Here is a 25,218-nt window from a genome sequence, read left to right as displayed (position 1 = left end):
ACCGGCTCGGTCAGTGGCTGCTGGTGGAACCGAGGAAGGCCGCGATCTCGCGGCTCCACTCCCGGCGGCGGGTGCGATCCAGCCGCCACCGGCCGTAGCCGAACACCGCGGCGGCGAGCAGGGCCGCGGCGCACCAGAGGGCGACCCCGACCAGGATCGCGGAGATCTTCGCGCTCGTCGCGCTCAGCGGCGCGAGAGCCTGTTCGCCGTTCGGGTCGACCCAGACCTGCACGTCGGCGCCGGCCGGTGTGCCGTAGTCCACGGTCACGTCGCCCCGGCGCTTCTCGTCGCGCCACGTCCAGGTGGCGGGTGCGGACGCGGAGGCCGTCATCGCGAGTTCGCCGGCAGTGACGTCCGTGGTCTCGGCCGGGGCCTGCGTCGTCGCCGTCACGAGGGTGCGCTCGGCCGTCTGCTGCACGGCGAGGGCGGACTGGGTGTCCCAGGTACGGGCGCCGACCCAGCCGGCGAGGGGGATCGCCACCAGGAGAAGGACCAGCACCGCGACCGCGAGTCGCGCCTCGACGCGATCGGTGCGCCGGACCAGCGGGTCGCGACCCCGCAGCCCTCGCCGCAGAACCCGCAGATACTCGCTCGTGTTCCCCGTCATCTCGGCCTCGATCCTCTCCCCCGCGACAGCTCCCTCACTCCAGAGTGATACGCACAGCTAAGGACTGCAAGGTGTCGCGGCCAACGTCACAGAAGCTCCGGACGTCGCCGCGGCCGATCCGCCCGGGACGGGACGCTGCCGTCAGGCGCCGAGTCCGACCGGGCAGCTTACCCCGGTGGCGTGGACGGGGCAGTACCCGTTCGGATTCTTCGCCAGGTACTGCTGGTGGTAGTCCTCCGCGTAGTAGAACTGCGTGAGCGGCGCGATCTCGGTCGTCACGGCGCCGTAGCCGGCGGCGGCGAGGCGGGCGCCGAAACTCTCGGCGGTGGCCTCGGCGATCTCGATCTGTCCCTCGTCGAACGTGTAGATCGCCGAGCGGTACTGGGTGCCGTGGTCGTTGCCCTGCCGCATGCCCTGGGTGGGATCGTGGTTCTCCCAGAACTGCTTGAGGATGCCCTCGTAGGAGATCACCTTCGGATCGAACACCACCAGCACCACCTCGGTGTGCCCGGTCCGGCCCGAACAGACCTCCTCGTAGGTGGGGTTCGGGGTGTATCCGCCGGCATATCCCGCGGCCGTGGAGTACACGCCCTCGAGCTGCCAGAACTCCTTCTCGGCTCCCCAGAAGCACCCCATCCCGAGGACGGCGGTCTGCATTCCGTCGGGGAACGGCGGGGTGAGGCGGTGTCCGTTCACGTAGTGGGTGTCGGGGACGGGCAGCGGCTCGGCGCGACCGGGCAGCGCCTGCTCCTGCGCGACCATCACCGATTTCGAACCCGCACGGGCGAGGATGTCGTCGAACCAGGACATGCCTCGATGTTACGCGCGCGGCTTCTCCATGGGTTCTGCCTCGGCCGTGACCTGGGGCGACGGGCGGGGTGGGAGCCACCGGGCGCTGATCCAGCGGGCGGCCGGCACCTCGACGCCGCGGTAGAGCAGTTCGGAGACGGCCGCGCACACCACCAGGAACGCGAGCACGGCCCCGGTGCGCCCGAGATGGGCGACCGTGTTCTCGTACACCCGGTACAGCACCAGCGTGTGCACCAGGTAGATCGCGTAGCTGCGGGTGGCGGTCCAGTGCAGCACCCGCGAGCGGGCGAAGCGGCCGTCGATGCGGGAGACCAGCACCACACACGCGGTGACCACGACGATGGTCCACAGGTAGCGGCTGCCGGCCCAGTACACGTGGTAGTCGGTGGCCAGGTGGATCACCTGGACCTGGGCGAGCAACGCGACGATCAGCCAGCGACGGGACGTCGCCCGCGCCCAGCCCAGGTACACGATCTGACCCAGAAACACGGTCGGCATCGTGGCCGCGACCTTGGACAGGAACGGCACGGTGTACGGCTCGGGCAGGTACAGGTTGTACAGCAGCACCAGCATGCACACCACTGCCCCGAGGACGGGGACGACGATGGGCCGGGTGCGCAGGAGCGGCCGGGCGGCCACGCAGTACAGATAGAAGGTGATCTGCACGGCGAGGGTCCAGGTGACCCCGAGCACCGCCACCTCGGGCTTCAGGAAGAACCCGCCCAGGAAGAAGCTGAGTACGGCTTCGACGTCGGAGACGCCGGTCTGGCCGCTGAACATGCCGTTGACCCCGAGCCGCACCAGCAGGATCGCGACCAGGATCGCAACCCAGAACGCCGGGATCAGCCGCGCGCTGCGGGCGACGAGGAAGCGGCGCGGTTCGTCGCGGATGGCGGAGCGGGTGATGAGCAGCCCGGTCAGGGTCATGAACATCGCGACGCCGAGGAAGGACAGGTGCTGGTTGAGACCCGCGCCCTCGACGAACACCCGGTACACGACGTCGATGACCCACCAGCCGGTGCCGAGGTCGTCGATCAGATAGAAGGAGATGTGCGAGTACAGCACCGCCAGGACCGCAATGGTGCGGAGCAGGTTCACACCCGGCAGGTCCACGCGCGGCGCCGGGGCATCGCGCGTCCCGTCGCTCGCGAAGGGCCGAAACACCCGCCGATGTTAAGCGGGCGTTCACGTGCCGGCCGAATTGCGCGGCGTTTCCGCAGGTAGACGACCCGTCTGCTCCAGGTCGACGTGGCGGCGCCCGATGTCCCGGCGCCGACCGGCTGCGGGGGCGATCTTGCAGAGGGTGTACTTATGGGTTTGGGTGGAAACCCAGGAGTACTTGAAAATCACGCACGGGCCCCACCGGGCCCGAACAGAAGGGACCCTTCGTGGCTGAGTACACACTTCCGGACCTGCCCTACGACTACGCCGCGCTCGAGCCGCACATCTCGGCGAAGATCATGGAGCTGCACCACAGCAAGCATCACGCGACCTACGTTGCCGGCGCCAACACCGCCCTCGAGAAGATGGCGGAGGCGCGGGAGAACGGCACGATGGCGGCGCAGGCCACCAAGCTGGAGAAGGACCTGGCCTTCCACCTCGGCGGCCACACCAACCACTCCGTCTTCTGGAAGAACCTGTCGCCGGAGGGTGGCGACAAGCCGGACGGTGAGCTCGGTGCCGCGATCGACGACGCGTTCGGTTCCTTCGACGCCTTCCGCGACCACTTCTCGGCGAACGCCAACTCGATCCAGGGCTCCGGCTGGTCCATCCTGGCCTGGGACTCCATCGGCCAGCGCCTGATCATCGTCCAGCTGTACGACCAGCAGGGCAACATCCCGATCGGCCTGACCCCGCTGCTCATGCTCGACATGTGGGAGCACGCCTTCTACCTGCAGTACCAGAACGTCAAGGCCGACTACGTCAAGGCATTCTGGAACATCGTCAACTGGGCCGACGTGCAGGCCCGTTTCGAGCGCGCCCGCACCCAGACCTCCGGTCTGCTGGTCTAGTCGCGTCGCACGTCGTGGAGGGGACGCCGGATTCCGGCGTCCCCTCCACGTGTTCGAGGGGCTTCGGACGTAGCTGGCACTCGGGGGCTCTTGTGTGCCAGCGGACGAAACGGTCATTCTTCACCTACCCAACGGCGTGTATCGGTCATCGACTGTGGTCACACCGAGGAGGTAGCGGGATGAACGGGAACGAACAGATCGGCCTCGCCGCCTTCCACACCGCAGGATCCCTGCGCGGATTCGTGGTGTCGGGGCGGTGGCCGGAGAGCACGCGCGAGTGGGCGCAGTTGCTCGCGGTGACGGTGCGGGTGGCGTCGCTGCCCGGCCTGCTGACCACCTCGACGGTGTTCGGGGTGCGCGAGGAGCTGCCGGACGACCCCGAGCCGGGCACGGTGGGCCTGGTCCTCGCGGAGGGACCGGTGATCGGCGACGAGGCGGTGGAGCCGGGCCGGTTCGCGGCGCATCAGCCGCCCGCCCTGATCGTGCTCCACCCGCCGTCCGAGACCCGGCCGTCGCTGCCGGAGTGCACGGGGGCGGCCTCGGGCTGCGTGCTGCTGCCGGGGCTGCCGCACCTGGGTCTCGAACACCGGGCCGCGTGGGTGGAGGCGGAGGCCGACGGGACGGTGACGTCGCTGGTCAGCCGGGTTGGCGTGGACCCCAACAGCGATCCCGACACCGCGGTTCTGGCCATGCTGCTCGCCTCCTGACCGGTACCCGCAGCCGAAAGTTCGGGTTACCAAACTTGTTGGCGCCTTTGCGATTTCGCGCCGTGCCAATTATGGTTGCCTAAGCGAAGGGGAGTAGCCCGCAATCGCCCGGTCGACATACTGGCGTTCAGCCCGGCCCGGCGAACCGGAATCCGCACCGGTGGGCGAGACCTTCGGCCGTGACGCATCCGCGTCGCCCGGCCGGAGGAAGGTCCCCACCTCCTCCACATCGACACGAGGAGGAGCAACCCGGAATGTGGTCCGCCCTGGTTCTGAGTTTCGCCGTGGTGTTCGTGGCCGAGCTCGGCGACAAGTCGCAGCTCATGGCGATGACGTTCGCGCTTCGCTACCGGTGGTGGGTGGTGCTGTCCGGCATTCTCGCGGCCACGACCGCGGTGCACCTCGTCTCCGTCGCCGTGGGTCACTACCTGGGTCTTGCGATCCCCACCTCGGCCATGGCGGTAGTCGGCGGCCTGGCCTTCCTGTTCTTCGGCCTGTGGACACTGCGCGGCGACTCCCTCGACGAGGACGAGCAGGGTAAGGCCGCCCGCGTCACCCGCTCGGCCTTCCTGGCCGTCCTGTCGGCCTTCTTCCTCGCCGAACTCGGCGACAAGACCATGCTCGCCACCATCACCCTGGCCGCGGACAACGACTGGGCCGGCGTGTGGGTCGGCTCGACGGTCGGCATGGTGGCCGCCGACGCCCTGGCCATCGTCCTCGGTGCCGTCCTCGGCAGGCACCTGCCGGAGAACGCGATCCGGCTGGCGGCGGCGGCGCTGTTCTTCGGGTTCGGCGCCTGGATGCTCGGCGAGGGCCTGGTCCCCGGCTCGCCCGTCGGCCCCGTCGCAGGCGGTGCGACGTTCTCCCTCGCGCTCGCCGCCGTGGCCGGTCGTGCCCTGCTGCGCCGCCGCGCCGAAGCTCGACCGGTCCCCGTTCCCTCGGACTCCGCCGAACGGTAGAGGGCGCGCTCCGGACGCCTGCGCGGCCGCCCCCAGGAGTATGCTTGCCGATAGGCAACTAAATGGAGGTGGCATCACGACCGCACACGATCGCTTCGACGAAGAAGACGTCAACCGCCTGCGCGTGGCGCTCGGCCGCATCGCGCGCCGCGTCGACCGCCGCACCACCGGGGCGGGTGGACTCACCCGCTCCCAGTTCTCGATCCTCGCCACCGTCGCCCGCCGCGAGACAGTCGGCGTGCGCGAACTCGCCGAGATCGAGGGCCTCAACCCCACCATGCTCTCGCGGATGCTCGGCAAGCTCGAGGACGCCGGGCTGCTCACCCGCTCCCCCGATCCCGACGACAAGCGCGTCGTCCGCGCCCACATCACCGACACCGGTGCCCGCACCTTCGCCGACCTGCGTCGCATGCGTACCGCGGTGTTCACCGAGCACCTCGTGGAACTGTCCCCCGATCGGCTCCACGCCCTGCACGACGCCCTGCCGGCGCTGGAAGCGCTCGCCGAGCAGATGTGCCGTCGCTCCGCAGAGGAACGCCGATGACCGTCCTCGCCGACCTGCGCGGACAGACCTTCGCCGCCTTCCGCGGCGCCAACTTCCGTCGCTACATCAGCGGACAGGCGATCTCCCTGATCGGCACGTGGATGCAGACGGTCGCCCAGTCCTGGCTGGTGCTCGAACTCACCGGTTCCGGCACGGCCATCGGCCTCGTCCTGGCCCTGCAGACCGTGCCGATGCTGCTGCTCGGCCCCTACGGCGGTGTGGTCGCCGACCGCGTCGACAAGCGCCGGCTCATGATCGGCCTGCAGTCCGCGATGGGCGTGCAGGCCCTCGTCCTGGGCCTGCTCACCGTCACCGGCGCCGTCCAACTGTGGCACGTCTACGTTCTCGCCGTCGTCCTCGGCCTCGAGCAGTGCTTCGAGAACCCCGCCCGCCAGTCGTTCATGCTCGAGCTCGTCGGGCCGGAGGACCTGCGCAACGCCGTGAGCCTGCAATCGGTGCTGGCGTCCGTCGCGCGCCTGATCGGCCCGGCCGTCGCGGGACTGATCATCGCCGTCGGCGGCCTCGGGGTGTGCTTCCTGCTCAACGCGCTCAGCTTCGTCGCCGTCGTCGCCTCGCTCGCCGGCCTGGACCTGTCCCTACTGCGCCCGTCGCCACCGGCCGCCCGTGCCCGCGGGCAGCTCCGCGAAGGCTTCGCCCACGTGCGGCAGACCCCGGCCCTCGCGGTTCCGTTGCTGATGATGGCACTGGTGGGCTGCCTGGCGTACGAGTTCCAGGTGGTGCTGCCCGTCCTCGCCCGACAGACCTTCGACGCCGGCGCCGAGACCTACGGCTTCCTCACCGCCGCGATGGGTGCGGGTGCCGTCGTCGGCGGTCTCGCCGTCGCCACCTGGGGTCGCACCGGCACGACCGCTGTCGTGGTCACCTCCGCAGTGTTCGGCGTGGTGCTGCTCGCGGCGGCGGCGGCGCCCACCCTCGAGCTCATGCTCGCCGCGATGGTGCTGGCCGGCGTCCTCAGCGTCGCGTTCACCGCCACCACCAACAGTTCCCTGCAGCTCGCCGCGGCCCCCGGCATGCGCGGGCGGGTGATGGCGCTGTTCGCCGTGGCCTTCCTCGGCTCCACCGCCGTCGGCGGCCCGATCGCGGGGTGGGTCAGCGAGCAGTGGGGCGGGCGGGCCGGGCTGCTGCTCGGCGCCGCGGCGTGCCTCGTCGCCGCCGGAATCGGCGCGACGCGCCTCGGACGTGGCGACCGGCGGTAGGTTCCGGCTCTGCGCGCCGGCGAGTGTCGAGCGGCTCCACCGGCACCGGCAACCACGTCCGCGCCCTCCCCAGAGGACGGCATGCGGCCCGCCGCCGCGCACCGAGCGGAGCTAGCGCGCGCTAAGGTGCCACCGTCGACAAGGCGCACGCCGAACGGTGGCGCCACGAAAGGAGCACGGCAGTGGAAATTCAGGGAACCGCCGCACTGGTCACCGGCGCGGCGTCCGGTCTCGGCGCAGCCACCGCCCAGCGTCTCGCCGACGCCGGCGCGACCGTCTTCGGTCTCGACCTCGCACAGTCCATCGAACGCGTCGGCGACAAGGCGCCCGCCGGCGTCACCCTCATCGCCACCGACGTCACCAGCGCCGAGGACGTGCAGGCCGCCGTCGACCAGATCGTCGCCTCGGGCGTGCCGCTGCGCATCGTCGTCAACTGCGCCGGCGTCGGCTGGGCCGGCCGGGTGCTGTCGAAGAACGGCCCGCACGACCTCGAGCTGTTCCGCACCGTCATCACCGTCAACCTGCTCGGCACGTTCAACGTGCTGCGCCTGGCGGCCGACGCGATGTCCAAGACCGAGCCCGTCGACGAGTACGGCCAGCGCGGCGTCATCGTCAACACCGCCTCCGTCGCCGCGTTCGAGGGCCAGATCGGCCAGATCGCGTACTCGGCCTCCAAGGGCGGCGTCCACGGCATGACCGTCCCCGCGGCCCGCGACCTGGCCCAGTACGGCATCCGGGTCAACACCATCGCCCCCGGCATCGTCGACACCCCGATGCTCGCCGGCGTCACCGAGGAGTACCGCAAGGGCCTCGAGGCGGGCGTGCCCTTCCCGTCCCGCCTCGCCCAGCCGGCCGAGTACGCCCAGCTGGTGCAGATGATCGCCGAGCACGACTACCTCAACGGCGAGACCATCCGCATGGACGGCGCGCTGCGCATGGCGCCGCGGTAGGCGGCTCCGCCGCCGGTGTGTCCTTCGGGTTGCCAGGGCCGCCCGAAGGACACACCATGCAACTCATGCGCCTGGTATGGCTCGTGGTCGCGGTCGTCGCGGTGCTCGCCTCGGTGCTGTGGTTCGGGCAGCGCAGGCTGATCTACCTGCCCGACCGGTCCCCGCCCCCGCCGGCGCAGTCGCTGATCCCCGGAGCCCGCGACGTGCGGCTGACGACCTCCGACGGGCTCGAACTCGGCGCCTGGTTCGTCCCGGCCGGCAACGCCGAGCGCGGCTTCACGGTGCTGCTCGCCTCGGGCAACGGCGGCAACCGCCTCGACCGCGCTCCGCTGGCGACGGCACTCGCCCAGGCGGGTTTCGACACTCTGCTCTTCGACTACCGCGGCTACGGCGGCAACCCCGGCCGCCCGAGCGAGAACGGCCTCGCCCGCGACGTGCGCGCCGCCCGGCAGTACCTCCTCGAGCGCGAGAACGTCCCTCCGGACCGGCTGCTCTACCTCGGGGAGAGCCTGGGCACCGGGGTGGTGACCGGCCTCGCCGCCGAGCATCCACCCGCCGGCATGCTGCTGCGTTCACCGTTCGTCGATCTGCCCACCGTCGGCCGGCACCACTACCCGCTGCTGCCCACCGCGCTCATGTGGGACCGCTTCCCGGTCGCCGAGACCGTCGCGCGACTCGACGTGCCCATCACCGTCGTGTACGGGACCGCGGACACGATCGTCCCGCCCGGGCAGAGCGAAACCGTGGCCGCCGCCGCCCGTCGGCTCGTCGAGAAGGTGGCCCTGCCGGGCGCCGAGCACAACGATCCCGTGATGTTCGGCCCGCCGGTGGTCGACGCCCTGATCCGGCTCGCCGAGGCGGTGCCTCCCCCGCAGCAGTGACCTGGCGCCGCACCGCGGCAGTGACCTACAGGTCCGAGATGTGCGGGATCTCGTGCACCGCACGCTCGCTCATCCACTCGCGGAGCACCTTCGTGGCGATCACGTCGTCCTCGTTGTACTCGAGCAGCCGGCGTCGCTGCTGCGGGTCCGGATCCCCGTCGTAGCCGACGGCCTCGCGGTACCAGCTCATCGACGCCTCGCCGCCGGCCTCCTCGTCGCGCCAGCGGTGACCCGCGATCGGCGCGATCTTCTTGAGCCCCTTGCCGTTCGGGCACACGAACTGATCGGTGACGACCTGGTAGATGTCCACCCACTGCGGCGAGTCGATGAACTCGCGCACCTCGGCCTCGGTCGGCACCCCCGGGAAGCCGGCGAACCGACGGGCCGAGCCGAGCAGCCACTTGTCCTCCGCGGTACGGGAATAGCAATAGGCTGCAAAGGTTTTCCCGCTCGCCGCGGCGGCGGCCCGCTCCGCGGACAGCCACGTCCAGAACTCCGCGAACGAGCGGGCCTCGTCGTCGGTCGGCACCGGATCCCAACTGACGAACGCCCGGTACGCGGAGATCCCGTCGACGTTGAGCAGCGTGCCCCACAGGTACGCGCCGTGCTCATGGTAGCTCTCCATGTCGATGTCGATCTCGATGTCCGCCCGTCGCACGTGCACGTGGTCGTGCCGTCGCACCAGCGGCGCACCCACCAGCCACGCCTTGGCCACCACGACGGTGTCCTCGAACGAGCCCTGCGGCCAGACCTCGGGCGGGTCCCCCTCCCAGCGGGCCAGCTCGTCGATCGTGTGCACACCCAGCTCGCGCAGCACCGTCGCGCGTTGCCCCGGCGCCACCAGGGACACGTCGTGCGTCGCGCTCAGTTGCTCGCGGCACCGTGGCCACCACGGGCAGGTCTTGCACTCCCCGATCTGCGACGGTTCCGTCGGGGTCTCGCCCCGGGCGATCGCGAGCCGGTCGGCCAGCCGCGTGTCGTAGTCCTCGAGAATCGCGCCGAGGTCGTGCACGAGGATGCAGTCGCCGCCGTAGCCGATGGCGCCCCCGACCTGCGCGGGGCTGGCCAGCCCGTGACGCTCGAGCATCCGGTACAGGTGGGCGACCCGCATCTGGTCGCGCACCTGCCCGCGCACCTTGCGGGTCTCGTCGACCATCGGCTCCCACACGAACAGCCCGGAGGTCGTCGCACCGCGACCCGGGTCCGTCACCTTGTGATTGACCACAATCACCGGGATGTAGCCGCCGCGTTCGACGTCGCGCAGCAGGATTTCGGCCCGGCCGCGCCGACCGGTGTCGGGTTCCGCCGGCAGGACCGCGCCCCAGATCCGGTTCGCGCCGCGACGGCACGCATCGAGGGTGGCTTCGGCGCGCCGCGACGCCGGTCCCTCGGGGTCGATCGACACCCACTCACCGGGGTGGGCGTCGAACAGCCGCTGCCGCACGGCCTCGCGGTGAGTGGCCGCCGCCTCCTGCCGCTGCTTGGCTCCCGGGTGTTCCGGGGCCGCGCTCAACTCGTCCGGAAAAGCCGCGTCCAGATGGACACGGTGCCGGCACCGGGTCAGCGCGCTCGCCTCGATCAGGACCGGCGAGGTCCGCCTCTCGCTGGATACGTTCACACTGAAGAACAGTATTCGCCCACCTAGGGTCAACCGGAAACGACCGTCACGGATAGGCTGATCGTGGCGCCGTGGGTGCCGTACACCGAATGGAGGGTCCTGTTCGATGGCGTTGTTCAGCAGGCGGAAGCGCCGCGCCACCCGCAAGGCGGAGGCGAAGGCTCTCAAGCACAAGGCGAAGCTCGAGGCCAAACTCAACGCGAAGAACCAGCGCAGGCGCGACAGCCGCCTGGCGAAGGCCGAGATCAAGGCGGCCAAGGCGCAGGTCAAGGCCGACAAGGCGCTGATCGCCTCGCAGTCCCGGGTCGAGAAGCAGCAGATCGCCACGCTCAAGGCTCAGGAGAAGGCCGCCGCGCAGAAGGGCTTCACCGCGGCGAAGGTCCGGCGCTACCTCGCCGTCGTGCGACTGCTCGCACCGGTCCTCGTGCCGCTGGTGTACCAGGGGGTGACCGCGCTGCGCGGCCAGCTCGACGCCGCGCGCGCCCAGCGCATGGGCGTCGCAGTCGACCAGCTCGGCGAGTACACCGGACACGGCGCGCACCTGAGCGCCCGCATCGCCGGGGCCGAGAAGTCGCTCGCCGAGATCCTCGAGCGCCACCCCAAGGACGCCGAAACCCAGAAGTTCGCCGACGCCATCCGTGGCCGGCTCAGCGACCTGACGGCGGCGGTGCACGCGGCCGAACAGATGCCGGCGCCGCGCCGCAAGGCCGCACACACCGGCATCTCGCGGGAACTGGACGGCATCGAAGCCGACCTGCTGGCCCGGCTCGGCGTGCGCTAGCGACGACCACCGTGGTACCCGGCTCGACCCTGCGCGGCACCGCCGCGGGAGCGCTGACCGCCGCCCTGGCGGTCGCCGCCCACGGCAGTGCGGGCGGCGGCGTGCCCGGCGATGCCGAGGTGACGCTGCTCGTCGCCGTCGCAGCCGGGATCGGGCTCGTCGCGGCCCACCTGCGCGCGGTGCCCACCATCGTGCTGCTCGCGGGCGGGCAGGTGGCGACCCACCTCGTACTGGCCGCGGTGACGACGGGTCATCTGCACACGTCGGTGCCGATGCTCGCCGCGCACACCGTCGCAGCCGTCGCGTGTGCGGCCCTGCTCGAGGCGGCGCAACGCCTGTGCGGGCCGCTGACCCGGGCAGTGCGGGCCGCGTGGCTCACCGTGCCCCCTCGCGTCGAGGTGGTTCGGACGTTGCTGCCGCCCGCTACGGTGCGGCCGATCGCGGCGGCCCGGGCGGCACCGGGCATCTCACGGCGGGGGCCACCGGTCGCGGCATGACCGCGACCCACCCCACCGGAGAGAGAAGTCCATGAACATCCCGAACACGGTCGCCGCACGCCGGCGACAGACCCCACTCGTTCTCGCCCGGCTCGCCGGGCTCCTCGGCGCGATCGCGGCAGCGTTGCTGTTCGCTGCCGGGCCGGCCGCCGCACACTCGGTCGTCATCGCCAGCACGCCCGCACCGGGCGAGCAGATCGCCGAGGGCCCCGAGCGCGTGAGCCTGACCTTCAACGAAGCCCTGCAGGAATCCTTCGCCGCCCTGACCGTCGTCGGCCCGGACGGCAACCTGTGGTCCAAGGGCGATCCCCTCGTCGAGGACGCGACGGTGTCCGTGGCGGTCGGTGATCTCGGACCGGCCGGCGAGTACACCATCGCCTACCGTGTGACCTCCGCGGACGGGCATCCCGTCACCGGCACCCAGGTCTTCACCCTCACGCAGGACGGCCCGGGCGCCCCCGGTGCGGCGGCCGCCGCCGGTGCCGCGGCGCCCGCGTCCGACAGCGACGAGGACAGCGGCCCGGCCGTGTGGATCTTTGTCGTCGTGGGCGTCGTCGTCCTCGCCGGCGTGCTGTGGTTCGTGCTGCGCAAGCCGAAGAAGGCCTGACGCCGGTGGCCGAGCGTTGACGACGAGCGGCACCGGCACCGCCGCGCACCGCGCGTGGCTGCTCACCGCCGGCGTCGGCGCCACCGCGGGCGTCGTCGCCGGCTGGCTGCTGGCGGACCCGGCCGCGTCGAGCTGGGTCCGGGCGCTGTCGCTGTGCCTGGGCGCGACGGTGCTCGGCCTGGCCACGCTCGGCGTCATGGTGCGCGACGAGCGGCGGCCCCCAGTCGCCCCGGCCGACCTCTGGCGCGCGATCGCCGGGCTCGGCGGGATCTGGGTCCTGACGGAGCTCGTGCAACTCGTGCAACAGGCCGCGGACACGACGAACGTCCCGGTGTCCCGGCTCGGGCTGTCGCGTTTCGCGGAGTATCTCGGCAGCGCGGGCACCGGCCGGATCGGGGTGGCCGCGCTGGTGTGCGTGCTGACGTGCACCGTCGTCGCGGCACTCGCGTATCGCCGGTCGGCGACGTGGTCGACGGTGCCGGTCCTCGTCGCCGCGGCGCTGGCGCTCATCGCCCGGCCGGTCACCGGGCACATGTCGCAGCAGATCCTCGGATCGCCGCTCGACGCCGCGCACGCGCTCGCTGCGGCGCTGTGGTTCGGCACCCTCGTCGCGCTGGCGCTGACGGTCCGGTCCCGCGGCGCGTGGGCCCGGCTGCTCCCCCGCTACTCGGTGCTCGCGGCGCGATGCGTCGTCGTGCTCGCCGCGACGGGCGTCGTCGACGCTGCCGTTCGGCTCGGCTCGGTCACGGCCCTGATCGACACCGGTTACGGCCGCATCGTGCTGGCCAAGGCCCTGACCCTGCTGGCGCTGCTGACGCTGGCGTGGTGGTGGCGACGGACGTGGGTGCCGGCCGCGGCCGCGCACCGGGTCACCGCAGAGGTGTCGCTGCGCAACGCGGTGCTCGAGGTCGCCGCGACGTCCGTCGCGTTCGGGCTCGCAGCGGCGCTGGCCACCAGCGCCTGAACCGCTCGCGAATCTGGATTGCGGGCGGGCGGCCGCGCACAATGAGTGGGTGCCGACAAGTGTGCGACGGAACGGACAGACACAACCGACGGGACCGTTGCCGATGTCCGAAACCGATGTGACGACACGGGTCCGGCCTCACCCGGGCCGTCCGCAATGACCACCCCGGCCTCCCCGCTTCGGGTGGGATCGGCGATGCCCGACCCACCGTTCGAGTTCTACGAGCGGGACCGGCCCGTCGGATTCGACATCGATCTCACCCGGGCGCTTGCCCGCCGTCTCGGCCGGCGCTGGGAGTTCGTCCCGCACGAGGGCGACGACTTCGAGACGATCTTCGACGAGCTGGCCTCGGGGCGCTTCGACGTCGTGGCCTCCGGCACCACTGTCACCGGGTCGCGCCGGGAGCGGGCCGCGTTCTGCGCGCCGCACTTCGGGTCCGGGCAGTCCCTGGCGGTGGACACCGCCCGCCATCCCGCGGTACGAGGGGTGGCAGACCTGACAGGCCTGACCGTCGGGGTGCAGCAGGGCAACACCAGTGAGCCGGTGGTGAAACGCCTTCTCGCCGAAGGCCGTATCGGCGGAATCCGGGTGTATGCGTACCACGAGATCGACCGTGCCCTGGACGAGTTGTCGACCGGCGGCTGCGACGCCTTCATGAAACTCGGTCCCGTGCTGAGGTGGCTCACGCGCGACCGCCCCCACGTCGACGTCGTCGAGTACGGCATCACCCGCGAGGAGATCGCGCTTGCGGTGCGCCTCGGCGACGACGTGCTGCGTGGCGAACTCGAGGATGCGCAACGTGCACTCGCACAGGACGGCACCCTCGATGCGCTGATCTCACGCTGGCTCGCCCCGGACGACGGCACGTCGCTCGGCACGAAATGACGCCGGGCGGCCGACGAGCAGGACGATCGCCAGCACCGCGATCCACAGCACGAACGCACCGAACATCACCCGTTCGACCGCGCCCATGCCGGGGGTGGGTTCGGCGGCGGCGACGGCCGGGACGTACCGGCCCGTCCATGCGCCGAATACCAGGATCGTCGCGACCGTGACGGCGGAGTAGACCCGGAACCAGGTGCCGAAGGCAGCGGCCGCGAACCCGATGAGCGCGCACCACAGCGACACCGTCACCGCGCTGAGCACCAGGTGCATCGTGTCGGCGAGCGGCATCGCGGCCCCGGCCTCGATGTTCTCGCGTCCGGTCATCGGGAACGGTAGCCACAGTGGTCCCACGAATGCGTAGGCCACCAGGAGAACTCCCGCGATGCGCAGGGTGCGGACTCCACGGCCCGTGCGCCACACGCCGATTCCGAAGGCGACGATCAGTGCGTCGTACACGAATCCCACGACGGTCAGGGGTGCCCGCGTCGGTGCGCCGACCGACGTCAGCTCGCTGATCGCCTGATCGAAGCGGTCGTAGCCGTCGTAGAGGGCGGCCGCGACTACCTCGTGCGCTCCCACATACAGCAGCGACGACACGATCCCGCAGGCGAGCAGCACCGTCGACGTCGTGTCCGGACGCCGCGGACCGTCGCGCCGAAGCTGGGATGTGTACGGACCAGGAGTGGACACCGTCGACCTCCCCCCGGACGCCGACTCGGCGGTGCGGGCGCCCGATGGGTCCAGCATGATCCGGCCGGGGAGGCGGCGCCAGAGACCTTCGTCCCCGATTCCGGAGATCGGCGACGTGGGTCTGCCTGGGCTCGATCACGCCGAGCGCGACCGTCCGGGTGGTGAACTCGGCGTCAGCGCCGTACATTGTGCGTCGCCGTGTCCCGGTGCCCGGCGAAGATGGTGTACCTGTTTGCGTCCGGGTGTCCGTTCCGGCCGCATCCGGACACCTCCGAACCTGAGGGGCGTGTGTGATGCTGGATTCGTTGTGGGACCCGTTGTTGCACAACCCCATCGTCTTCGCGTTCCTCGCGTACCTGCTGATCCTGTTCCAGATGCCGACGGACCCGTTCCGTGATCGCTCCACGTCCGACGTAGCCGAGGCCCTGTGCTGACCGCCGCGGCCGAACTCGAGCACGAGCAGACGGGCACGCCGCGCGCTCGGCTGCGGGGCTACGGGCGCCGGTTCCACCCGGTCGGGCTGGGTCTGGCGCTGGTGTTCTTCGTGGGGTCGATGACGCCGTCGCTGCTGCCGCGCGTGTGGTACCTGCAGGGGGTGGCGACGGGGATCAGCGTCGCCATCGGCTACGGGGTGGGTTGTCTGATCGCCTGGGTGGTCCGGCGCTGCGGTGTCGATCCGCACTGGTCCGAGCGGGCCCGGCGGATCGGCTGGTGGGTGCTCGCCGGCGCGGCGCTGGTGCTGGTGCCGACCTTCCTGGTGCTCGGGTCGTGGTGGCAGCAGATCGTCCGCGATCTGGTGGGCGTGCCGCGGGTTCAGCGTTCCTTCTACCTGCTGGTGCTGCTGATCGCGCTGGCCGTCGCGCTGTTGCTGCTCACGGCGGCCCGGGCGGTGCGCCGGGGCACCGCCCGGTTGACCCGCTTCGCCGGCCGGTTCGTGCCCGGGCCCGTCGCCCGCGTGGCGGCGGTGCTCGTCGTCGTGGTGCTGGCCGTGTTCGTGCTCGACGGCGCCGTCGACCGGGTCCTGCTCGGCGTCGCGGAGCGGTCGGCGGCGGTCGCCGACACCGGCACCGCCGAGGGTGTCACCCAGCCTCAGCTGACGGAACGGTCCGGGTCGCCGGCGTCGAACGAGCCGTGGGACAGCCTCGGCCGGGAGGGCCGCACCTTCGTCGCGGGCGGCCCGACCGCCGAGCAGATCGAAGCCGTCACCGGCGCGCCCGCGCGCACCCCGATCCGCGTGTACGCCGGCCGCGAATCCGCGGACTCCGTCGAGGGCATCGCCGAGCGGGTCGTCGCCGAACTCGAACGCACGAACGCCTTCGACCGCCGCGTGCTGGCGGTGGTGACCACCACCGGCCGCGGGTGGGTGAACGCGAACGTCGCGGGGGCCTTCGAGTACGTCAACGGCGGGGACTCGGCGATCGCCGCCATGCAGTACTCGTTCCTGCCCAGCGCGCTGTCGTTCGTCGCCGACCGCGAGACCCCGCAGCAGGCCGGGCGGGCCCTGTTCGAGGCGGTGTACCGGCAGTGGTCGGCCCGGCCCGAGGGGCAGCGTCCGAAGCTGGTGGTGTTCGGCGAGAGCCTCGGCTCGTACGGCGGGCAGGCCGCGTTCGCGTCGGGTCAGGACATCGTGGCGCGCACCGACGGGGCGCTGCTGGTGGGCACCCCGAACTTCGCGCAACCGTGGGGCCGGATCACCGCCGACCGCGACCCCGGCTCCCTCGAGCGGCTGCCCGTGGTGGACGACGGCCGCAACATCCGGTTCGCGTCCCGCCCCGACGATGCGGACCTGCCGGGGCCGTGGGAGTTCCCCCGCGTGGTGTTCTGGCAGCACGCGAGCGATCCGATCACCTGGTGGTCGTTCCGGCTGCTGCTGCAGCGGCCGGACTGGCTGCGCGAACCGCTCGGCCCGGATGTGGACCCCGGCATGCGCTGGCTGCCGTTCGTCACGTTCTGGCAGGTCACGCTGGACATGGTGTTCTCCGCGGACGTGCCGTCCGGGTTCGGGCACGCCTACGGTCCCGAGGCCGCCGAGTTGTGGGCAGACATCCTGGCCCCCGAGGGCTGGAACGACGCGGTCACCCAGCGGGTGGTCGACGCGCTCGGCGGCGATACCTCACCCAGCTGAACATCCCTTCCCGGTCGAACTCCCTACGACGGAATGGGCACGGTCCCGGCCATGCTCGACAAGAATCACCGAAAAGTCCCTGTGTGCTCGTGGAACTCGCGGCGGGGCGAACGCGATGCCCTGACGCCGGTGCCCATGTCGCGCGCGAACACACGTTCAGGCTCGTTCAGGGCCGGGACCGCCCCAGTCGATCGATCCGAAATCCCATGAAAAGTGCTGCATCGCAATGTGACACGAGACTTCGATCGTCCAGATTTTTCAAGCAGAGGATCTGGAACTTCCAGTTGCGGGTTACCCGGCGCCTCGGCGATCGTCGGCCTTCGTGAGTTGTCCCGACGCGACCCTCTCGTGGCACGAAATGTGGTTCAGGCCCGTACTTTCTCCGCCATAGGGTGGGGCGTTGCCGGCGCGTTGAGTCGTTGCCAGATGGCGGCGGCAGCGCTCTGCAGCGGTATGCGGACCTGTTGCTCGTTGTCGACCCGCCGCGCCGACCCGAACACCGAGATGGCGGCGGGGCGACTGTACCCCTGCGGGCCGATGGGAGCCGCGAGGCAGGCGAATCCTTCCAGACAGCCGTCGCGCTTGTAGGCGATGCGGGATTCACGCACACGCACGATCGCGAGGTCGACGACGGAGGGTGCCGATTCGAGCGCAAGCAGAGCCGTGCCGATCGTGGATTGTCGTGCCGGCGTCCTGCTGCCTGCCCGCGTCTTGATCGCGGGAAGGGATTCACCGCCGATTCGTTCCAGGTAGACCACGTCGTCGCCGTCGAGAACCCCGAGCTGGACGATGCAACCGGTCTGCTGGTGAAGCCATCGCAGGCTGGGCAGGGCCGCCAGGCGGAGAGCGTCGGCGTCGACCGCCGCCGAACCCAGTTCGACCATACGCATCCCCAGCCGATACTCCATGCCCTCGCGGCGGAGCCAATCCAGCGCTACCAGCTGCTCCAGCGCCCGGTGCACCGACGCCTGCGGCAGACCGGTGGCCACAACTACCTGCGTCAGGGTCAGCCCCGCCGGGGACGTGCCGGCCTTGGCCGCGAAGACATCGAGGATCCGTGCCGCACGCCGCAGGACTCCGGTCGGCGGTTGTCCTGGGTCCTGTTCCTCCGGGTTTCTCGAGCTCATTCTGTGTCCTTACACACCATCGCTGGGTCGGTCGGTAGTGCCGCCCGTCAAGTAGTAACAGTCCGCATGTCCCACCTCACCGGTTCTTCCATTCACTGGAACAACGGCTAGGACAATGCGGTCGGCGGGCCTGTAATCGGGACATGACCGGAGCACAGCGGTTTACACCAACAGCGTTACTGGCGGGCCGGCGCGCTGTCGTCACCGGCGGGGCGGCGGGGATCGGCGCCGCGATCACCGCAGCATTCGCCTCACACGGCGCCCACGTCCTCGTGGTGGACAGCACACCGGCACCTCCTCCTGTCTTCGACGCCGCCGCCGGTGGTGCCGTCACCACCCTCGACTGGGACGTGCGCACCTCGCCGTGCCCTGCGGAAGTCGTCGATCACCGGCCGTCCATCATCGTCAACAACGTCGGACACTTCCTCCACGCGCAGCAACCGTTCACAGACAACGCTGCCTCGCTGTGGGACGAGCTGCACGAGATCAATTTCGCGCACGTCCTGCGCCTGACCCAGACGCTGCTGCCGGGACTGGTGGAGCGCGGCGGCGGCTCGATCATCAACCTGACGACAGTCGAATCGCACCGGGCCATCCCCGGGCAGTCCGTGTACTCGGCGTACAAGGCTGCGCTCACGCAGTTCACCCGGTCGTTGGCCGCAGAGGTCGGCCCGTCGGGGGTCCGGGTGAACGCCGTCGCGCCTGATCTCATCGAAACGGTGCAGGTCCCGTACGCCACTCTTGTTCCGCTCGACGACGTGCCGTTGTGGCCGAACTGGTCGCCACTCGGTGGCCCCGGACAGCCCGAGGACGTCGCCGGAGCCGTCTTGTTCCTGGCCAGTGACCTGGCGCGATTCGTCACCGGCGGAACCATTCACGTCGACGGCGGCACTCACGCGGCCGGCGGCTGGGTGCCGCGCGGATCCGGGTGGACCAATCGCCCCCGCAACCCCTGACCACACCCGACCCTGACCCGCCCACCTTCCCGAAGGACGTCCAGTAATGAAGATCCTTGTTGTCGGCGGCACCGGCATGATCGGCGCCACCACCGCGACTCTTCTCCAGCAGCTGGGAGACGACGTCACCGTCGCAGCGCGCGGCCCGGTACCGAGCGCTTCGCCGGTGGCCGGCCTTCCAGTCTCGGCCGGCGACTATACGGTCCCCACTTTCACCGCGGAGCAGTTGTCGGTGTTCGACGGCATCGTGTTCGCCGCAGGACAGGATGTGCGGCACAAGCCGCGGGAAAGCGACGACGAACGTTTCTGGCGTGACACCCAAAGTGCTGGCGTGCCTCGCTTCGCTGCTCTCGCCAAAGAGGCGGGAGTTCGCCACTTCGTGCAGGTAGGCAGTTACTACCACCAACTCGATGAGCGATTCGCCGACGGCAATCCGTACGTCGCCGCGCGTAAGGAAGCTGACGAACAGACCCGGGCACTCGCGGACGATTCGTTTGTCGCGTGCACGCTGAACCCGCCGTCGATCATCGGGGCCGTGCCGGGGCCTTCATCGGAGCGGTACCGCCGTTTCGTCTCGTGGGCGGCGGGCAACGAGCCGCAGATCCCGGACTTCGCCCCGCCGGGCGGCACGAACTACATGTCTGCCGAGTCGTTGGCGCATGCCATCGCTGGAGCGTTGCGCAACGCCGAGCCCGGTGCTGCATACCTGGTCGGTGACGAGAACCTTCGGTACCGCGAGTTCTTCCAACGTCTCGTCGACGCGGCCGGGGGTGGGCGCACGATCGTCGAACGTGACGAGCCGCACCCGCTCTTGCCGGATGCGGCGATCATGCAGGGACGCGGGAACACCCTCTCCTATGAGCCCAGCGCCGAGACGCTGCGTGTGCTCGGTTACCCCCGAGGCGACTGCACCCGCGCGATCCACGCCCTGGTGAACACGGTCCGCGAGTACGAACGGAGCGTCGCATGAGCACCGGCACCGACAAGCACATTCGGAAGGTCGCACTCTCGGCCCTGTTCGGAACGGTTCTGGAGTACTACGACTTCCTGCTGTACAGCACAATGGCCGCCCTGGTGTTCGGGGAGGTGTTCTTTCCCGGAGAGAACCCGGCAGTGTCGACGATCGCCGCGTTCGGGACCCTGGCCGTGGGTTACGTTGCGCGGCCACTGGGCGGGCTCATCTTCGGCCACTTCGGTGACCGCGTGGGCCGCAAATACATCCTGTTCGTGACTATGGCCCTGATGGGTAGCGCGAGCTTCCTCATCGGGCTGCTGCCCGGTTACGCGACCATCGGTGTGGCAGCCCCGATACTGCTCGTCGTACTGCGGTTCGCGCAGGGGATTGCCATCGGCGGCGAATGGGGCGGCGCGGCCTTGATGGTCGTCGAGCACGCTGATGCCGACAACCGCGGCAAGTGGGCCGGCGTGATGAACCTGGGCTCGCCCATCGGCTTTCTCATGGCAACCGTCGCGGTGGCGACCGTCAGTCTGCTACCCGACGAAAGCCTGGAGACTTGGGGCTGGCGCGTGCCGTTCCTGTTCAGCGCACTGCTGGTGGTGGTCGGTCTCTACATTCGCTCGCAGCTCACCGAGAGTCCCATCTTCGAGCAGGCAGTCAAGAAGGCTGCCGCCACTAGTGCCGACCGCATACCGTTGGCGCGCGTGCTGAGGACGCCGCGCCCCGTACTGCTCGCCTGCGGTGCCGGTATCGCGCCGTTCGCGCTGACGGCGCTGATCACCTCGCACATCATCTCCTACACGACCGGGATCGGTTACGAGCGATCCACCGTCATGCAGGTGCTGGTGCTGTTGTCGGTGGTCTCCCTGGTTGTCATCCCACTGTCGTCAGCGTTGTCCGATCGAGTCGGGCGCCGACCGATCGTGCTCACCGGCGCCGTCGCGGCAGTGCTCTACGCGTTTCCGTTGTACATGCTCGTGGACTCCGGCTCGGTGGTGTTGCTGGTCGTCGGCCTGGTCATCGGACAGGTCATCCAGAACATCATGTTCGCTCCGCTGGTGCCGCTGCTGTCGGAGATGTTCGGCGCCACCGTGCGGTACACGGGAGCATCGCTGGGCTACCAGGGCGCAAGCCTGATCGGTGCCGGCTTCACACCTCTGATCGCCAGCGCCCTGCTCGCAGCGCTCGGTGGGGGCAGTTGGCCGTTGAGCCTGATCATTGCCGCGACCGCCGGGATCTCGATCGTCGCCATTGCTCTGACCGCCGAAACGCGCGGGGTAGCGCTCGGAGCGGACTCTGATGCAGGTGAGCGTGGAAACGTCGACGCTTCTACGAGAGAGGACGCTGTCGGCGCCGGGTCCGAGAACTCGGTCTGACGAATCGACAGCTCGAGAAGGAGGTAGATCACGAAGTGGTCCTGGAGGACGCCCGTTACAGCGCCCCGGCGGCCACCCGCAGATCCGCGACCAACCCGGCGAGCGCCTCCTCCCGCTGCTCGCTCGGTCCGCGCAGAATCGCCGAGGGGTGGATCGTGGCGACGACGGCCGGATCCGACGGGATCTCCGCATCCGGGTGCAGGATCTCCCCGCGATGTGCGGTCACCCGGAACGACGGCCCGAGCAGCGACTGGGCCGCGGTGGCGCCGAGGCACACGAGCACCTCGGGTCGCACCGCCTGCAGCTCGGCGACCAGCCAAGGCCGGCACGCGACGACCTCGCCGCGTGCCGGTTTCTTGTGGATGCGACGCCCGCCCGCGGCGGCCCGCTCGAACTTGAAGTGCTTGACCGCGTTGGTCACGTACACCTCGCCGCGATCGATGCCCGCCTCCTCGAGGGCCCGGTCGAGCAGCCGCCCGGCGGGGCCGACGAACGGCTCCCCCGCCCGGTCCTCCTGATCGCCGGGCTGTTCGCCGACGAGCACGAGCCGGGCCGTGGCCGGGCCGGCGCCGAACACGGTGCGTTCGGCGTTCCGGTACAGATCGCATCCGCGGCAGCCGCTCGCCGCGGCAGCCAGCTCGGCCAGGTCGGTCGTTTCCGGCACGAACTCCCCGGCTCCCGGTTGCCTGCTCACCGCCACCTCCTTCACGTCGGTGCCGGACGGGTACCCGCCCTCGCTCAGGACATGCGCAGCCGCGACACCCAGGCCCGGGTGTCGGCCGGATCGATGACGTCGTCGAGCTCGAAGATCGTCGCGGCCTGCAGCGCCTTGCCGTGCTGGTAGGCGGCGGCGACGAGCTGCGCGAACAGTTCGTCACGCGCGGCCGGGTCGGGGGCGGCCTCGAGTTCCTTGCGGAAGCCGAGCCGCACCGCACCCTCGAGTCCCATGCCGCCGATCTCGCCGGTGGGCCACGCCACGGTGAACTCGGGGGCGTGGAAGGACCCGCCGGCCATCGCCATGGCGCCGAGGCCGTAGCCCTTGCGCAGGATGATCGTGCCGAACGGGACGGTCAGGCGCGCGCCGGCGACGAACAGCCGACCGAACCGGCGCACCGTGGCCTCCTTCTCCGACTCGGGTCCGACCATGAATCCCGGTGTGTCGCACAGGCTCACGACGGGCACGCGGTGCGCCTGGCACAGTTCGAGGAAGTCGGCGGCCTTGTCTGCGGCCTCGGCGTCGATCGCGCCGCCGAGGTGGTGGCTGCTGTTGGCGAGCACCCCGTACGCCGCGCCCTCGACGCGGACCAGGGCGGTGACGATGCCGACGCCGTAGTCGCCGCGCAGTTCGAGCACGGAGCCGACGTCGGCGATCGCGTCGATCGCGGCGCGCACGTCGTAGGCGCGCAACCGGTTCTCCGGAACCACGTGCCGCGCGAGCCGCGGATCCGGGGCCTGCCAGCCGTCGGTCGCGGTGGTGAAGTACCCGAGGTACTGCCGGGCCAGCTCGACGGCGTGTGCCTCGTCGCGCGCGGCGAGGTGTACGACGCCGTTGCGGCGCTGCACGTCGACCGGGCCGATGTCCTCGGGTCGGAAGACGCCGAGACCGCCGCCCTCGATCATCGCGGGACCGCCCATGCCGATGTTGGCCTCGGGGGTGGCGATCAGCACGTCGCACACGCCGGCGAGGGCAGCGTTGCCGGCGAAGCACCGACCGGAGACCACCGCGATCGTCGGGACGTGTCCGCGCAGGGCGGCCATCGCCCGGAAGGTCGACAGTTCCAGACCCTGTCCGGGTCCGGCGTCGACGTCGCCGGGACGCCCGCCGCCGCCCTCGGCGAACAGCACGAGCGGTACCTCGCGCCGGGCGGCGAGTTCGAGCAGCCGGTCGGTCTTGGCGTGGTTGCGCATGCCCTGCGTACCGGCGAGGACGGTGTAGTCGTAGGAGAGCACCACCGATTCGGCGCCGTCGATGCGGGCGAGGCCGCCGACGAGGCCGTCGGCGGGGGTGTTGGCGATCAGGTCCTCCTCGCTGCGGCGGCTGCGCTGCGCGGCGAGCACGAGCGGCCCGTATTCGACGAAGGTGCCGTCGTCGACGAGTTCGGCGATGTTCTCCCGCGCCGTGCGGCGCCCGGTCCGGTGCCGCTTGGCCACCGCGTCGGGGCGGGCGGCGTCGAGGGTGCGTTCGTGCCGGTCGCGGATCTCGGCGAGGTCGTCGCGCACGGTGTCGAGGTCGCGCTCACCGTCGTCACCGACGGCCGCTGCGCCGGACTCGGCGCGCACCACGGCCAGCACCTCCCCCGGTTGCACGGTCTGTCCGGGCCGCACCAGCAGACGCACCACGGTGGCGGGTCCGGAGGCGGACACCACGTGCTGCATCTTCATCGCCTCGAGCACGACGACGGGAGCGCCCGCGGTGAGCGCGTCGCCGTCGGCGGCGGTCTCGACGACGGTGCCGACCATGTCGGCACGCACCGCCTCCTCCCCGGCGTGCAGTTCCGGCGCGACGGCCGGTGCGTCGTCGGGGCCGGCGACGGCGAGGTCGGCGATCCGCTCGTCCAGCCACGACGTGTGCACGTCGCAGGCGGCGAAGTCTTTGTCGCGCAGGATGTTCTGCAGGAACTCGGTGTTGGTGGCGACCCCGGCGACGAGCAGGTCCCCGAGGGCCGCGTCCGTCTTGCGCAGCGCCGCGGCGAAGTCGTCGATGCGGGTGTGGGTGATCACCTTGGCCAGCAACGAGTCGTAGCGCGGGCTGGTCGTCAGCCCGGGACGGCCGTAGGTGTCGACGCGGACGCCCGGCCCGGTCGGCGGGGTGAACGCGGTGAGCGTGCCGGACGCGGGTACGGCCCGCCCGTCCGGCCGCATGGTCTCGGTGTTGACGCGGGCCTGGACGGCGATCCCCTGTGCGGCGGCGGGCTCACCACGCACCCCGGCGCCGTCGGCGGTGATGCCGCCGGGCAAGCCGAGTTCGCCGAACCGGGCGCCGCGGGCGATCGCCACCTGCGTCGCGACGAGGTCGATGCCGGTGACCTCCTCGGTCACCGTGTGCTCCACCTGAATTCGCGGGTTCACCTCGAGGAACACCGTCTGATCGCCGGCGACGAGGAACTCGACGGTGGCGAGGCCGCGGTACCCTACCGACGCGCACAGCCGGGCCGCGGCCTCGTGCAGCGTGCGTCGCACGGTCGCGTCGAGCCGTTGCGCGGGAGCGACTTCCACCAGTTTCTGGTGGCGCCGCTGCACGCTGCAGTCCCGGTCGCCGAGCGCGAGGGCGCGCACTCCGCCCGCGTCGTCGGCCGCGGCGACGATCTGCACCTCGATGTGCCGGGCGCGGTCACACAGCGCCTCGGCGAACAGCGCGCCGTTGCCGAAGCCGTGTTCCGCCTCCGTGGTACACGCCCGGAAGGCGTCGTCGAGGGTCGCGGCGTCGCGCACCACCCGCATGCCGCGGCCACCGCCACCGGCGAGCGCCTTGAGGACGATGCCGCCGGGGTGGGCGGCGAGGAAGTCGCGGGCCGCGTCGACGGTGACGCCCCCGTCGGTGGCGGGCAGCACGGGCACCCGGGCGGCGACGGCGGCGCGGCGGGCGGCGGCCTTGTCGCCGAAGATCCGCAGCACCTGCGGGTCGGGTCCGACGAACGTCACCCCGGCCGCGGCGCAGGCGTCGGCGAATTCGGCGTTCTCGCTGAGGAATCCGTATCCGGGGTGGACGAGGGTGCAGCCGGTCTCGGTGGCCGCGCGCAACAGGGCCTGACCGTCGAGGTAGGCGGCGGGCCCGGCACCGGTCAGCGCGACGGCGCGGGTGGCGGCGGCGACGTGGGGGCTGTCGGCGTCGTCCTCGGCATACACGGCAACGGTGTCGATGCCGAGTTCGGTGGCGGAGCGGACGACGCGCAGCGCGATCTCGCCGCGGTTGGCTACGAGCAGCATGGGTGGTCCTGTCGGTCGGG

General features: G+C 70.9%; 25 protein-coding genes. 17 read left to right on the top strand and 8 right to left on the bottom strand.

The genetic code is table 11. From position 1 onward, the window contains the following. Positions 1-10: 10 nt before the first annotated feature. The 3 genes from ACM26Y_RS00900 to ACM26Y_RS00890 form a co-directional block, all read right to left on the bottom strand. The gene (locus ACM26Y_RS00900) at positions 11-607 is read right to left on the bottom strand and encodes a hypothetical protein (RefSeq protein ID WP_416062410.1); all 597 of its coding nucleotides are present in this window, start codon (positions 605-607) and stop codon (positions 11-13) included. Positions 608-748: 141 nt separating this feature from the next. Beyond that, on the bottom strand, positions 749-1,417 hold the full coding sequence (gene msrA / locus ACM26Y_RS00895) for a peptide-methionine (S)-S-oxide reductase MsrA (RefSeq protein ID WP_003939399.1): 669 nt from the start codon (positions 1,415-1,417) through the stop codon (positions 749-751). Positions 1,418-1,426: 9 nt separating this feature from the next. Beyond that, positions 1,427-2,530 (bottom strand): acyltransferase family protein, encoded by a 1,104-nt coding sequence (locus tag ACM26Y_RS00890; protein WP_054372570.1) that lies wholly within the window; start codon positions 2,528-2,530, stop codon positions 1,427-1,429. 275 nt (positions 2,531-2,805) lie between these two features. On the opposite strand from ACM26Y_RS00890, the gene ACM26Y_RS00885 reads away from it, so the two are divergent. The 7 genes from ACM26Y_RS00885 (at position 2,806) to ACM26Y_RS00855 (ending at position 8,687) form a co-directional block, all read left to right on the top strand. Continuing rightward, a complete protein-coding gene (locus ACM26Y_RS00885; RefSeq protein ID WP_003939397.1) occupies positions 2,806-3,429 on the top strand; it encodes a superoxide dismutase in 624 nt (207 codons plus the stop codon). Positions 3,430-3,608: 179 nt separating this feature from the next. Further along, complete coding sequence (locus ACM26Y_RS00880; RefSeq protein WP_003939396.1) at positions 3,609-4,136, top strand: hypothetical protein; 528 nt, start codon at positions 3,609-3,611, stop codon at positions 4,134-4,136. A gap of 254 nt (positions 4,137-4,390) precedes the next feature. Then, positions 4,391-5,095, top strand: a complete 705-nt coding sequence (locus tag ACM26Y_RS00875) for a TMEM165/GDT1 family protein (protein WP_371384166.1) — start codon at positions 4,391-4,393, stop codon at positions 5,093-5,095. A gap of 124 nt (positions 5,096-5,219) precedes the next feature. Beyond that, complete coding sequence (locus tag ACM26Y_RS00870; RefSeq protein WP_416063756.1) at positions 5,220-5,639, top strand: MarR family winged helix-turn-helix transcriptional regulator; 420 nt, start codon at positions 5,220-5,222, stop codon at positions 5,637-5,639. Then, positions 5,636-6,856 (top strand): MFS transporter, encoded by a 1,221-nt coding sequence (locus tag ACM26Y_RS00865; protein ID WP_416062409.1) that lies wholly within the window; start codon positions 5,636-5,638, stop codon positions 6,854-6,856. Before ACM26Y_RS00870 ends, ACM26Y_RS00865 begins: the two co-directional genes overlap by 4 nt. 182 nt (positions 6,857-7,038) lie before the next feature. Continuing rightward, entirely contained in the window at positions 7,039-7,806 is a 768-nt protein-coding gene (locus ACM26Y_RS00860; RefSeq protein WP_003939392.1) for an SDR family NAD(P)-dependent oxidoreductase, read from the top strand. A 65-nt stretch (positions 7,807-7,871) separates the two neighbouring features. Further along, a complete protein-coding gene (locus tag ACM26Y_RS00855; protein ID WP_416063755.1) occupies positions 7,872-8,687 on the top strand; it encodes an alpha/beta hydrolase in 816 nt (271 codons plus the stop codon). 25 nt (positions 8,688-8,712) lie between these two features. Here ACM26Y_RS00855 and ACM26Y_RS00850 read toward each other — a convergent pair whose 3' ends face one another. Continuing rightward, entirely contained in the window at positions 8,713-10,305 is a 1,593-nt protein-coding gene (locus tag ACM26Y_RS00850; RefSeq protein ID WP_416062408.1) for a TM0106 family RecB-like putative nuclease, read from the bottom strand. A 106-nt stretch (positions 10,306-10,411) separates the two neighbouring features. Between ACM26Y_RS00850 and ACM26Y_RS00845 the strand changes: the two genes are divergently transcribed. The 5 genes from ACM26Y_RS00845 (at position 10,412) to ACM26Y_RS00825 (ending at position 14,039) form a co-directional block, all read left to right on the top strand. Further along, a complete protein-coding gene (locus ACM26Y_RS00845; protein WP_289379175.1) occupies positions 10,412-11,086 on the top strand; it encodes a DUF6474 family protein in 675 nt (224 codons plus the stop codon). A gap of 11 nt (positions 11,087-11,097) precedes the next feature. Then, entirely contained in the window at positions 11,098-11,583 is a 486-nt protein-coding gene (locus ACM26Y_RS00840; protein WP_416062407.1) for a hypothetical protein, read from the top strand. A 31-nt stretch (positions 11,584-11,614) separates the two neighbouring features. After that, a complete protein-coding gene (locus ACM26Y_RS00835; RefSeq protein ID WP_289379173.1) occupies positions 11,615-12,190 on the top strand; it encodes a copper resistance protein CopC in 576 nt (191 codons plus the stop codon). 16 nt (positions 12,191-12,206) lie between these two features. Continuing rightward, complete coding sequence (locus ACM26Y_RS00830; RefSeq protein WP_289379172.1) at positions 12,207-13,154, top strand: CopD family protein; 948 nt, start codon at positions 12,207-12,209, stop codon at positions 13,152-13,154. Positions 13,155-13,310: 156 nt separating this feature from the next. Beyond that, positions 13,311-14,039: an ABC transporter substrate-binding protein gene (locus ACM26Y_RS00825; RefSeq protein WP_416062406.1), complete on the top strand. Its 729-nt coding sequence runs from the start codon at positions 13,311-13,313 to the stop codon at positions 14,037-14,039. Here the strand turns inward: ACM26Y_RS00825 and ACM26Y_RS00820 are convergent. Next, on the bottom strand, positions 13,992-14,729 hold the full coding sequence (locus ACM26Y_RS00820) for a DUF998 domain-containing protein (protein ID WP_416062405.1): 738 nt from the start codon (positions 14,727-14,729) through the stop codon (positions 13,992-13,994). The genes ACM26Y_RS00825 and ACM26Y_RS00820 overlap by 48 nt on opposite strands. Positions 14,730-15,022: 293 nt before the next feature. On the opposite strand from ACM26Y_RS00820, the gene ACM26Y_RS00815 reads away from it, so the two are divergent. Continuing rightward, positions 15,023-15,163: a hypothetical protein gene (locus tag ACM26Y_RS00815; protein WP_416062404.1), complete on the top strand. Its 141-nt coding sequence runs from the start codon at positions 15,023-15,025 to the stop codon at positions 15,161-15,163. Then, positions 15,157-16,854, top strand: coding sequence for an alpha/beta hydrolase (locus ACM26Y_RS00810; protein WP_416062403.1), 1,698 nt, complete (start codon positions 15,157-15,159; stop codon positions 16,852-16,854). Before ACM26Y_RS00815 ends, ACM26Y_RS00810 begins: the two co-directional genes overlap by 7 nt. 365 nt (positions 16,855-17,219) lie before the next feature. Here the strand turns inward: ACM26Y_RS00810 and ACM26Y_RS00805 are convergent, their stop codons facing one another. After that, positions 17,220-17,981: an IclR family transcriptional regulator gene (locus tag ACM26Y_RS00805; protein ID WP_416062402.1), complete on the bottom strand. Its 762-nt coding sequence runs from the start codon at positions 17,979-17,981 to the stop codon at positions 17,220-17,222. A 143-nt stretch (positions 17,982-18,124) separates the two neighbouring features. Between ACM26Y_RS00805 and ACM26Y_RS00800 the strand changes: the two genes are divergently transcribed. The 3 genes from ACM26Y_RS00800 to ACM26Y_RS00790 are packed head-to-tail and all read left to right on the top strand — an operon-like array spanning position 18,125 to position 21,271. Further along, positions 18,125-18,937, top strand: coding sequence for an SDR family NAD(P)-dependent oxidoreductase (locus ACM26Y_RS00800; RefSeq protein ID WP_416062401.1), 813 nt, complete (start codon positions 18,125-18,127; stop codon positions 18,935-18,937). Between the two features lie 46 nt (positions 18,938-18,983). Then, positions 18,984-19,907 carry an NAD-dependent epimerase/dehydratase family protein gene (locus ACM26Y_RS00795; RefSeq protein ID WP_003939377.1) on the top strand — a complete coding sequence of 308 codons (924 nt, stop codon included), beginning with the start codon at positions 18,984-18,986 and terminating at the stop codon, positions 19,905-19,907. Continuing rightward, on the top strand, positions 19,904-21,271 hold the full coding sequence (locus tag ACM26Y_RS00790; protein WP_416062400.1) for an MFS transporter: 1,368 nt from the start codon (positions 19,904-19,906) through the stop codon (positions 21,269-21,271). Before ACM26Y_RS00795 ends, ACM26Y_RS00790 begins: the two co-directional genes overlap by 4 nt. Before the next feature lie 55 nt (positions 21,272-21,326). On the opposite strand, the gene ACM26Y_RS00785 is transcribed toward ACM26Y_RS00790, so the two are convergent. Together ACM26Y_RS00785 and ACM26Y_RS00780 are read right to left on the bottom strand one after the other, a co-directional pair. Then, entirely contained in the window at positions 21,327-21,965 is a 639-nt protein-coding gene (locus tag ACM26Y_RS00785) for a UdgX family uracil-DNA binding protein (protein WP_003939375.1), read from the bottom strand. Between the two features lie 44 nt (positions 21,966-22,009). Beyond that, positions 22,010-25,198 carry a carboxyl transferase domain-containing protein gene (locus ACM26Y_RS00780; RefSeq protein WP_416062399.1) on the bottom strand — a complete coding sequence of 1,063 codons (3,189 nt, stop codon included), beginning with the start codon at positions 25,196-25,198 and terminating at the stop codon, positions 22,010-22,012. Positions 25,199-25,218 lie beyond the last annotated feature (20 nt).

The sequence above is a fragment of the Rhodococcus indonesiensis genome (assembly GCF_047782815.1).
GTDB classification, from domain to species: domain Bacteria; phylum Actinomycetota; class Actinomycetes; order Mycobacteriales; family Mycobacteriaceae; genus Rhodococcus; species Rhodococcus indonesiensis.
The sequence above is the reverse complement of the archived record's forward strand: the minus strand, read 5'-3'. Positions and strand labels throughout refer to the sequence as shown.

What these genes read in the sequence shown, in the direction of transcription:
- ACM26Y_RS00900 (WP_416062410.1), bottom strand. Translation starts at nt 607, where the DNA reads ATGACGGGGAACACGAGCGAGTATCTGCGGGTTCTGCGGCGAGGGCTG.
- ACM26Y_RS00795 (WP_003939377.1), top strand. Translation starts at nt 18,984, where the DNA reads ATGAAGATCCTTGTTGTCGGCGGCACCGGCATGATCGGCGCCACCACC.
- ACM26Y_RS00790 (WP_416062400.1), top strand. Translation starts at nt 19,904, where the DNA reads ATGAGCACCGGCACCGACAAGCACATTCGGAAGGTCGCACTCTCGGCC.
- ACM26Y_RS00780 (WP_416062399.1), bottom strand. Translation starts at nt 25,198, where the DNA reads ATGCTGCTCGTAGCCAACCGCGGCGAGATCGCGCTGCGCGTCGTCCGC.
- ACM26Y_RS00815 (WP_416062404.1), top strand. Translation starts at nt 15,023, where the DNA reads ATGCTGGATTCGTTGTGGGACCCGTTGTTGCACAACCCCATCGTCTTC.
- ACM26Y_RS00855 (WP_416063755.1), top strand. Translation starts at nt 7,872, where the DNA reads ATGCGCCTGGTATGGCTCGTGGTCGCGGTCGTCGCGGTGCTCGCCTCG.
- ACM26Y_RS00800 (WP_416062401.1), top strand. Translation starts at nt 18,125, where the DNA reads ATGACCGGAGCACAGCGGTTTACACCAACAGCGTTACTGGCGGGCCGG.
- ACM26Y_RS00875 (WP_371384166.1), top strand. Translation starts at nt 4,391, where the DNA reads ATGTGGTCCGCCCTGGTTCTGAGTTTCGCCGTGGTGTTCGTGGCCGAG.
- ACM26Y_RS00880 (WP_003939396.1), top strand. Translation starts at nt 3,609, where the DNA reads ATGAACGGGAACGAACAGATCGGCCTCGCCGCCTTCCACACCGCAGGA.
- ACM26Y_RS00845 (WP_289379175.1), top strand. Translation starts at nt 10,412, where the DNA reads ATGGCGTTGTTCAGCAGGCGGAAGCGCCGCGCCACCCGCAAGGCGGAG.
- ACM26Y_RS00835 (WP_289379173.1), top strand. Translation starts at nt 11,615, where the DNA reads ATGAACATCCCGAACACGGTCGCCGCACGCCGGCGACAGACCCCACTC.
- msrA (WP_003939399.1), bottom strand. Translation starts at nt 1,417, where the DNA reads ATGTCCTGGTTCGACGACATCCTCGCCCGTGCGGGTTCGAAATCGGTG.
- ACM26Y_RS00865 (WP_416062409.1), top strand. Translation starts at nt 5,636, where the DNA reads ATGACCGTCCTCGCCGACCTGCGCGGACAGACCTTCGCCGCCTTCCGC.
- ACM26Y_RS00825 (WP_416062406.1), top strand. Translation starts at nt 13,311, where the DNA reads ATGACCACCCCGGCCTCCCCGCTTCGGGTGGGATCGGCGATGCCCGAC.
- ACM26Y_RS00805 (WP_416062402.1), bottom strand. Translation starts at nt 17,981, where the DNA reads ATGAGCTCGAGAAACCCGGAGGAACAGGACCCAGGACAACCGCCGACC.